This is a genomic window from Massilibacteroides sp. (genome assembly GCF_028705895.1).
GTDB lineage: Bacteria > Bacteroidota > Bacteroidia > Bacteroidales > Tannerellaceae > Massilibacteroides.
Map to the genome: position 1 here is coordinate 168,037 of NZ_JAQWCQ010000001.1, position 10,179 is coordinate 178,215.

General features: G+C 39.8%; 8 protein-coding genes and 1 tRNA gene. 8 read left to right on the forward strand and 1 reads right to left on the reverse strand.

From position 1 onward, the window contains the following. Positions 1-57 precede the first annotated feature (57 nt). The 3 genes from PHT93_RS00630 (at position 58) to PHT93_RS00640 (ending at position 3,382) form a co-directional block, all read left to right on the forward strand. Positions 58-1,515 carry an ATP-binding protein gene (locus PHT93_RS00630; protein WP_300238220.1) on the forward strand — a complete coding sequence of 486 codons (1,458 nt, stop codon included), beginning with the start codon at positions 58-60 and terminating at the stop codon, positions 1,513-1,515. After that, positions 1,512-2,195 carry a response regulator transcription factor gene (locus tag PHT93_RS00635; RefSeq protein WP_300238222.1) on the forward strand — a complete coding sequence of 228 codons (684 nt, stop codon included), beginning with the start codon at positions 1,512-1,514 and terminating at the stop codon, positions 2,193-2,195. Before PHT93_RS00630 ends, PHT93_RS00635 begins: the two co-directional genes overlap by 4 nt. Before the next feature lie 62 nt (positions 2,196-2,257). Beyond that, positions 2,258-3,382: an aldose epimerase family protein gene (locus PHT93_RS00640; RefSeq protein ID WP_300238224.1), complete on the forward strand. Its 1,125-nt coding sequence runs from the start codon at positions 2,258-2,260 to the stop codon at positions 3,380-3,382. 68 nt (positions 3,383-3,450) lie between these two features. Here the strand turns inward: PHT93_RS00640 and PHT93_RS00645 are convergent, their stop codons facing one another. Next, on the reverse strand, positions 3,451-4,575 hold the full coding sequence (locus PHT93_RS00645; protein WP_300238227.1) for a BF3164 family lipoprotein: 1,125 nt from the start codon (positions 4,573-4,575) through the stop codon (positions 3,451-3,453). 237 nt (positions 4,576-4,812) lie between these two features. Between PHT93_RS00645 and PHT93_RS00650 the strand changes: the two genes are divergently transcribed. The 5 genes from PHT93_RS00650 (at position 4,813) to PHT93_RS00670 (ending at position 10,095) form a co-directional block, all read left to right on the forward strand. Continuing rightward, positions 4,813-7,437: a valine--tRNA ligase gene (locus PHT93_RS00650; RefSeq protein WP_300238229.1), complete on the forward strand. Its 2,625-nt coding sequence runs from the start codon at positions 4,813-4,815 to the stop codon at positions 7,435-7,437. 128 nt (positions 7,438-7,565) lie between these two features. After that, a complete protein-coding gene (locus PHT93_RS00655; protein ID WP_300238231.1) occupies positions 7,566-8,423 on the forward strand; it encodes a sugar phosphate isomerase/epimerase in 858 nt (285 codons plus the stop codon). A 13-nt stretch (positions 8,424-8,436) separates the two neighbouring features. After that, positions 8,437-9,471 (forward strand): DUF6340 family protein, encoded by a 1,035-nt coding sequence (locus PHT93_RS00660; RefSeq protein WP_300238234.1) that lies wholly within the window; start codon positions 8,437-8,439, stop codon positions 9,469-9,471. A gap of 56 nt (positions 9,472-9,527) precedes the next feature. After that, positions 9,528-9,989, forward strand: a complete 462-nt coding sequence (locus PHT93_RS00665; RefSeq protein WP_300238237.1) for a hypothetical protein — start codon at positions 9,528-9,530, stop codon at positions 9,987-9,989. Positions 9,990-10,022: 33 nt separating this feature from the next. Continuing rightward, positions 10,023-10,095: transfer RNA gene (locus PHT93_RS00670), tRNA-Thr, on the forward strand. The last annotated feature ends 84 nt before the right edge of the window (positions 10,096-10,179 follow it).

Genomic DNA, 10,179 nt, shown 5'->3' on the forward strand with positions numbered 1-10,179 from the left:
GCGTACATCTTAAAGTCGGATACTGTTATTTATCTTTGCCTAAAACAAGACAAATAGATGAGGGAAAATGTGAGAATTGTCTGGTGGCTTACGATTATTTCAGCCTGTCTGGTTATCGGAATGCAGATATATTGGCTTCATAGCCAACTTGTTTATGCAACCGACAACTATGCTTCCGGTTTAGCGAAAGAAATAGAAGAGGTGATGACGGAAGATTACCAGAGCAGAAATAATAAAGCAAAGAAGGCATTCACTTACCGATACAATATCAGTTCTGATTACAGTGAAGACAAAAGCAACGCCCGGAATAAAGTGGTTATTTCTGTTGGCGAAAAAAGCAAGAACCTTCCGCTGTCATTAAGTTTAAAACAAGACAAAAACGGACAGTTAGACTCCTCATCAATCAATGATATCCAAGACATCCAATGGAAAAAAACGGACACATTTGACATAAAAGCAACGGAAAGCATTTTCTACAATGCTCTTTCTCATTATATCGCGGAGGCAAAATCACCATTGAATAAAGAAAAGGTCGATTCATTAATCGCCGAACGTATTCCTGAAATCACCTGTACAAGTTTTCTGTTTCGTTCGGATTCTATTTTATGGGATATGCAATGGCAGAAAACGGGAACATTACTGGCTCCTTCGATGGAATTGATCTACCCTTACAGTCCGTTAGAGAACAAAGACATGTCGTTCTCTATTCAGATACCGGTCAATCCCTTACTTAGGGATATGCTTTTTCAATTGGTGCTGGGATTCGTTTTCATATCGATATTAATCGGTTGCCTGTTATTCCAACTGCGTATTATTTTCCGGCAAAGGGAACTGAACGCCCTGCAATATAGTTTTGTAAACACCATGATTCATGAGTTGAGGCGCCCTGTCCAGACCTTAAAGATGCTGATCTCTTTCCTTAACAACAAGGATACGGAAACGGATAAGAACATGCGAGAACAGGTGGTACAGGATTCATTCCACGAGTTAGACAGCCTGTCTGCTTATCTGACCAAACTAAAAGATATGGCACGTGTGGATAATGGCGAATTTCTACTCAATACGAAACCTTTTATAATAAGAGAAAGTATAGAAAAAACGCTTCGGACGGTACAAAAGCCGTCCGGCAAAGTCATAAATTTTTCGGTTAACTGTATGCCGCCAGAACTGACGATAGAAGCAGATCCGGTTCATCTTTCCAATTTACTGACTAATTTAGTTGAGAATGCGATAAAATATTCAGGAAGCGAAGTTCAAATCAGGATAGAGGCCGAGATGAAAAATAAAAGTTTTCGACTACGTGTGGCAGACAATGGAATAGGTATCAGTCGCTCTGAGCAAGAACAAGTGTTTGAAAAATTCTACAGAGGAAATAATGTGTCGAAAAATGAAATACCGGGTGTTGGATTGGGATTGAGCTATGTGAAACTGATCGTTGAAGCGCATCATGGGACAATCGATTTGAAAAGCCGGTTGGGTGAAGGAACAAGCATACTCATTCAGTTACCGCAATGAAAAAGATATTGAAAATACTGTTCGCCGACGATGATCTGAAGTATGCTTTGCTTTTGAAAAAATACCTTGAGCAGGAAGGTTACGAGGTGGCTTATGTTGGAAACGGTGCCATGGCCTTAGAACAATATAAACGAGAGAAACCGGATTTGGTATTGTTGGATATCAATATGCCGGAGTTGAATGGCTTCGAAGTGGCTGAGCGAATACGCGGGATAGACCAACATGTGCTGATCTTTTTTCTTTCGGACAGGTCGGACAAAAGCGATCGCTTAAAGGGCTTCAGCCTGAAAGGGAATGACTATATTGCCAAACCTTTTTATCCCGAAGAACTAATCGCCCGCATCCGGGAGCGTTTTGCATTATCGCTTAATGAAAGTACATCCGCAGAACTTTTTCGTTTCGGAAAGACTGAGTTTAATTTTAACACAAACGAACTTCGTTGTGGTAATCAAAAAACATTGATCACTTCCCGGCAAGCCGAACTATTAGTTTTGCTGTCCCGTAATTTAAACATGGCTGTGTCGCGCGAAATCTTACTTACTGCTGTCTGGGGAAATGACTCCTACGCAAATTCTTTGGCGTTGAATGTACAGATATCCTATCTTCGTAAGGCGATAAAGATAGACGAATCTGTTTCAATAGTTTCTCTGTCAAAAAAAGGGTATATGTTGCGTGGATAAAATAGATTTAGGCGTATATTTGTCTTCATCATGAAAATATTCACAAAAACTAATTTAATAAGATGAAAAAATTATGCTTAGCCGTGATGGCAATGGTGGTATTGCTGTCTTGCTCTGAAAAAAAGGAAGAAGCCACTCTTTCGGGACTAAAGAAAACTGATTTTATTTCCGAAGTGGAGGGTAAACCGACTGCATTGTACGTGCTGAAAAACAAAAACGGGGTTGAAGCTTGTATCACAAATTATGGTGGACGTTTGGTGTCGTTGATGGTTCCCGATAGAGACGGAAAACTGACTGACGTGGTGCTGGGATATGACAATATCGCGCAGTATGTAAATACGGATGGTAATTACGGCGCACTTATCGGACGTTACGGCAATCGTATTGCTCAAGGTAAATTTACCTTAAATGGTACGGAATACACACTTCCGCAAAACAATAACGGTCATTGTCTTCATGGCGGTCCGAAAGGCTATCATACCCTTGTATGGAATGCCAAACAATTGAACGATCAGGCGTTAGAACTTACATATCTTTCTCCTGACGGCGAAGCCGGCTTCCCCGGTAATGTCAATATCAAAGTGGTTTATACATTGACTGACGATAATGCAGTTGATATCGCTTATGAAGCGACAACGGATAAACCGACAGTAATCAACCTTACGAACCATAGTTATTTCAATCTTTCCGGAACAACGGCTTCTATTGTTGATCATGTTATTTCAATCAATGCGGACACTTACACTCCGGTGGACAGTTTGTTGATTCCAACAGGAGAGCTTCCTTCAGTAGAAGGTACGCCTATGGATCTGCGTGCTCCAATAGTTATCGGAGATCATATTAACGATGACTTTGACCAATTAGTAAAAGGTAAAGGATATGATCATAACTGGGTGTTGAATACGAAAGGTAACATTAGCGGAATCGCAGCAAAAGTTATCAGCCCGAAAACTGGTATCAGCTTAGAAGTTTATACCAACGAACCGGGTCTTCAGTTTTATTCCGGTAACTTTATGACTGAAGATAAAGGTAAATTAGGAGCTATCTACAATCACCGTGGTGCACTCTGTCTGGAAACTCAGCATTATCCGGACAGCCCGAATCACCCCGATTTCCCTACGACAACAGTTAATCCGGGTGAAACTTACAAAAGTCATTGTATTTATAAGCTGACAGTAGAGAAATAATCCGTTTCTGATTAACTGACAAAATCAAATCAGGCAGGAAGTCCATCCAACGGTTCTTCCTGCTTTTTTTAATGAATTACCGGCAGATTATAGATGAAGAACGGATCATCATGATTAGTAGAAGCCAAATAGATCTTCTGATCTTTTTCGTCAACAGTAAAACGTCCCCATTGATCCAATTTGTATTTCTTGATCGGATTTCCATTCCAGTCGTATTGTTCTACAAAGATATAATGGAGTCCTTTTTGACCCTCCTTCCATACATCGGATGGCGTTCTGCCGCTATACAGAAAGTAAACATAGTCTTTCCCTGCACATGCTCCCCAGTAATGCGTGGTGTTTTGATCCATTCCATCGAGTTTGTATAACGTACCTTCATCAAACTTTTCCTTTTCGAAATTAATTGTCCGAATCGTTTTTGCCTCAAGATCCATGAATTTGATAATCTTGAAGTATTTATAGGCATAGGCCATTCTATTCCTTTGCGGATTGACAACAAAGTCTCCGATATATGGAACCCATGATTTCATTCGGGAAGTGAGAGCTAAGCTCAGGATTTCTTTATGGACAGCTGTGTCATTTTCAAAGTTCACGTGAAAGATACTTTTGCCCGTTTTACTGTTTTCAATATAGACAAAATTATCCTTCTTGGTTTCGGCCATCTGTTTTTCATCAAATTGTTTTATCTTATCAGTGAATTTATATCTGTTGAAGACTAATTCATCGTCGGTTGTTATTTTATAAATATACCCTTTGTTATAAACGTAACTAAGAACGTCGTCGTCACAACTGAGAATAAGTGAGTAAGCCAAAAATTCATTCGGCCCGTTACCTACCGTGCCACGTTCTCCGATAAATTTCAGATCCGGTAATTGAAATACCCGGATCGGAGCGTTGATATTCTTCATAATAAGCCGATTGTCTTTTATCAACATCTCTGTTTCACCGAGTTTGAAAATGACTGTGTCGGCAACCATCTGCGTACCTGTCAAATCGACCACGCCATTGAATGGATCTTTATTTTTGTAATAGACTTCACCTTCTTCTAATTCAGGTAAAGGGATTTCCGGCTCTTCAACAATAGCTGCCGAATCCTCTAATGCAAGAACAGGTGTTTGTTTTGTCGTTTTACTTGTGCAGGAAAAAAGTAAAAAGAAGAATAAGATAAACAAGGTAATGTTTTGTCGTTTCATAATCTGCATCTGAATTCGTTTAATATATTCACAAATGTAACACGAAAACAATACGGTGTTTTCGTAATTGTTTGTATTTAAACGTTTTTGATAAGAATAGTGTCGTTGAGAATAATTGACAGGAATCTGTTTCCACAGAAAATAACCCGACAATACTGAATATTTTATACTTTTGCATCTTGCGGTGAGTTTATTCGCCGGAAAACAAAGAATAACAGTTTATTAATTTACAGATAAATGGAAATAGCAAGCAAATACAATCCTCAGGACGTAGAGGGGAAATGGTATGCCTATTGGTTAGAGAATGGTTATTTTAAGTCGAAACCCGATGGTCGCGAACCTTATACGATAGTCATCCCGCCACCTAACGTCACCGGTGTATTGCATATGGGACACATGTTGAACAATACGATACAGGATATTCTGGTTCGCCGTGCCCGTATGAAAGGAAAAAATGCTTGCTGGGTTCCGGGTACCGACCATGCTTCTATTGCCACGGAGGCGAAAGTTGTTGGCCGATTAGCCGAGCAGGGAATTAATAAAAAAGACCTGAGTCGGGAAGACTTCCTGAAACATGCTTGGGAATGGAAAGAAGAACATGGAGGTATCATTCTTCAACAATTACGGAAATTAGGCGCTTCGTGCGACTGGGATAGAACAGCCTTTACGATGGATGAAATCCGTTCGGAAAGTGTGATCAAAGTTTTTATTGACCTTTATAATAAAGGTTTGATCTATAGGGGCGTGCGTATGGTGAACTGGGATCCGAAAGCACTTACGGCCCTTTCTGATGAAGAAGTAATTTATAAGGAAGAACACAGTAAACTATATTACCTGCGTTACAAAATAGAAGGAGATACGGATAACTATATTATCGTTGCTACAACTCGTCCGGAGACGATTCTGGGAGATACGGCTGTTTGCGTAAATCCGAACGATCCGCGATATGCATTCCTGAAAGACAAGAAAGTAATCGTGCCGTTGGTGAACCGTGCCGTTCCTATTATTATGGACGAATATGTAGATATGGAATTCGGTACGGGATGTTTGAAAGTTACTCCGGCACACGATGTAAACGACTATATGCTGGGCGAAAAGTATAATCTGCCGACTATTGATGTGTTCAATGATAACGGAACTATCAGCGAGGCCGGTCAACTTTATATTGGTCAGGATCGTTTTGACGTTCGAAAGCAGATTGCACTTGATCTGGAAGCTGCAGGATTAATGGAAAAGGTAGAAAATTATGAAAATAAAGTTGGCTATTCGGAACGTACGAATGTGGTGATTGAACCAAAACTCTCCATGCAGTGGTTTCTCAAAATGGAAGGTTTGGCCAAGCCGGCCTTAGACTCTGTGATGAATGACGATATTCGTTTCTACCCTTCTAAATTCAAGAATACTTACCGCTATTGGATGGAGAATGTGAAGGACTGGTGTATTTCACGCCAACTCTGGTGGGGACATCGGATTCCTGCTTATTTCCTTCCCGAAGGTGGATTCGTCGTTGCTGAAACAGCCGAACAAGCCTTAACTGCGGCAAAAGAAAAAACAGGCAATGCTTCTTTGACTATAGCAGACTTACGGCAGGATGAAGACTGTTTGGATACCTGGTTCTCTTCCTGGTTATGGCCTATCTCGCTTTTTGATGGAATAAATAATCCGGGAAATGAAGAGATAAACTATTATTACCCGACGAATGACTTAGTAACCGGTCCGGATATTATTTTCTTCTGGGTAGCCCGTATGATTATGGCGGGTTATGAATACAATAAAGATAAGCCCTTTAAGAATGTTTATTTTACGGGAATCGTACGCGACAAACTGGGGCGTAAAATGTCTAAATCATTAGGAAACTCTCCTGACCCATTAGCCCTTATTGAGCAATACGGAGCAGATGGTGTTCGTATGGGATTAATGTTGACAGCACCGGCGGGAAACGATATTCCTTTTGATGAGAGCCTTTGTGAACAAGGACGTAATTTCAACAACAAGATATGGAATGCTTTCCGCCTTGTAAAGGGATGGGAAGTGAGTACCGATATAGAACAACCGGAGTCGGCGAAGATTGCCGTGGATTGGTTTGGCAATGTGCTGAACAAAACAGTTGCAGAAGTGGACGATTTGTTTAATAAATACCGCTTATCAGAAGCGTTAATGGCTGTTTACAAATTGTTCTGGGATGAATTTTCATCCTGGTATCTGGAGCTTGTTAAACCAGGCTATCAGCAACCGATTGATAAAGCGACTTATGACGTAACCTTAGGATACTTTGATTCATTGCTCCGTTTATTGCATCCATTCATGCCGTTTATTACGGAAGAATTGTGGCAAGCATTAGCTGAACGCAAAAAAGATGAAAGCATAATGGTTGCCCTCATGCCTGAAGACGCAGGTTTTGATGAGCAGGTGATCACGACATTCGAGAGAGTGAAAGAAATTATTGCCGGTGTCCGTTCTATTCGACTGCAAAAGAATATTCCCAATAAAGAATTATTATCCCTTGAAGTGGCCGGTTCGCACAATGGTGCGTTTGATAAAGCGATCACAAAAATGGCAAATCTTGATTCAATAAAGATTGTAACGGAAAAAGACGCTACTGCAGCTTCCTTCTTAGTCGGAACAACCGAATATGCTGTTCCGCTTGGAAATAATATCGATGTGGAAGCAGAATTGAAAAAGTTGAATGACGAACTTGTTTATCTCAAAGGTTTTCTAAAATCAGTAAAAGGTAAATTGAGCAATGAAAAGTTTGTAGCCAATGCTAAGCCTGAAATTGTCGATAATGAGCGTAAAAAACAGGCAGACGCAGAAAGTAAAATAAAAACTATCGAGGAAAGCATAGCTGCATTAAATAAATAAGAGTGAGGAGATAGAATGATAACAAAAAAAGGAGTGAAGTGAGGGTATTCTAAAATAAATCAGTATTTTTACATTGTGTTCGCAAACATCCGACACGGTCTATTATTAACTGATTAAATAACAATACAATGAAACACTCAAGAAGATCATTCTTCAAACAAGGACTCGCGGGAGCTTTGCTTATGGGTACGGCCTCATTAGGGCATGCCTTCGGGTTGCCCGATCCGGTTAAACCGAAAGCTCCCAAAGCCGTGAATCCATTTAAATTAGGAATGGCAGGTTACACATTTGTACATTTCGATTTGGAAACTACGCTGAAAACTTTGAAAAGTTTAGATATCCATTATCTTTGTATCAAAGATTTTCATTTGCCATTCAAAAGTACCGATGAGGAAATCAAGGTTTTTCATGAGAAATGTGCCTCTTACGGAGTGACCGGATATGCCGTTGGTCCTATCTACATGAAAACCGAAGAAGAAATCGACAAAGGCTTTGAATATGCAAAACGAGTAGGGGTGAAGTTGATCGTTGGCGTTCCCAATTATGAACTATTGCCTTACGTGGACAAGAAAGTAAAAGAGTATGACTTCAAATATGCGATTCATTTGCACGGACCGGACATTAAGACGTATCCTGATGCAACGGACGTATGGGAGAATACGAAAAACTTAGATGCCCGTATCGGGATGTGTCTTGATATTGGCCATGATTTAAGAAACGGATGTGATCCGGTTGCCGATTTGAAGAAATATCACACGCGTGTATTTGACATGCATATTAAAGATGTGACGGATTCTTCGAAAGCCGGAAGAGGTATTGAAATAGGTCGAGGAAAAATAGACTTCCCCGCATTGATTAAAGCACTGCGTGAAGTCAACTATACCGGTGCATGTAGTCTGGAATATGAAAAAGATATGAAAGACCCATTCTTAGGTATTGCAGAATCCATCGGTTATTTCAAAGCGATAAGCGATTTGGAATTCTAAACAAATTAATTTCATGAAAAATGCGTTGTTATTAACTTTATTAGTGGTAATTCTGTCGTCTTGTAATACAATTAATTATATTAATATAGAGACACATAAACCGGCAGAAATTACGTTTCCGAGCAGAGTAAATACTATTCTTATTGTTAACAACGCTGTTCCTCAACCAGAGAAGGTTGGGTATGAATATAAATATATGAATGCAACACAAGACACTGCCCGTGCGAAAGCGGACAGTGCCTTGTTTGATGCCGGACGGGCTTTAGGACTTGCTATTCTTGAAACCGACTACTTTAGTGATGTGCGGCTTTTTAATGAATCCACCCGAACAGACGACCAATATATTACGGACAAAAAGCTGACAAAGGAAACCGTTCAGACGCTTTGTGAAGAAACACAGACGGATGCTATAATCTCTATAGATCGTCTTTTATTTGATATGACAAAGGTTGTAACAGCTATGCCAAATGGTTTCTTTGTTGGGTTTATTAATGTGAAAATAGCAGGAGTGATACGTGCCTACCTGCCGGAAAGAAACAATTCTCTGGCAACTGTATTCCTCAATGACAGTGTATTCTGGGCTGAAGAAGGAGGGAGTTTAGAAGAATTAAACGCATACTTACCCAGTCCCGAAAATGCCCTCAGGGAAGCAGCTAAATATATTGGAGAACTTGCCTCTCCTAATTTTGTTCCTCATTGGCAAAACGAGATGCGTTGGTTTTATACCGGACCGACTACGGAATGGAAACGAGCAACAGCCTATGCTAATACGCAAAGATGGGATGCTGCGGAATCAGTCTGGCTATCCATGTTTGAGAAAATAACGAATGAAAAAAACAAAGCCAAAATAGCCTCTAATTTAGCATTCGCAAAAGAAATGCAAGGTGATTACCAGGAAGCTTTAAAATGGGCGGAAAAAGCAAGGGATTTCTTTAAAAACAAAGGAGATGATTCAAAAGACGCTAATTTGTTAGAACAGTATGTTATTGTTCTGAAAGAGCGTATTAAGGAAAACAAGGTGCTTAATATTCAATTTGAAGAAACATAATCCTCTATTCATAATATTATTACTACCTTTGTTCTCCTCAATAAGATCAGAAGGAAATGGGTTCGAATAATACAAAAATACAAGCTTTGATTGAATCTGCATTTATTGCAGTGCTGGATAAGTTAGAGCAGGACGGTTCAGCAAATCAAATTAACGACTTACATGTACAAATAGACCGCGAAAGCGGAGAATTATCAATCTTTAGTGAGGACGAACAGCCTCTTGGAAAGATTGTTATATTCGATTGGGTTGAAAACAAACAACCTGAAGAAGTCTTTAATAAACATGCGGAGTCTGTGATTAAGTCCGCTTTAGTCTCTTTAGCTTCAAAAGAAGTGTTTGATCGGTCTTGTATTGCAAAACCCTTTTCAGTAAATCTCTCAGATGAAGAGTTTACTGACATCGAAGAATTGCTTTTTATCGATGACGAGCTCCTACGGTTAGACGACCCTTTACTAAAAGATATGGATGCAGATTTAGATGATTTTTTAGAAAAACTCCTTTCTGATATCGAATAACTTTTTACCTTTGTGCCCGAATAAAAAACTCCTGCCGAAATAGCTCAGTTGGTAGAGCAATTCATTCGTAATGAATAGGTCGCCGGTTCGAGTCCGGCTTTCGGCTCATAAATTATGAAGCAGTTACAGAGATGTGGCTGCTTTTTTTATTGTCTGTTTGGAGGGTCGTTTATACCGTTTGAAGGTTTCC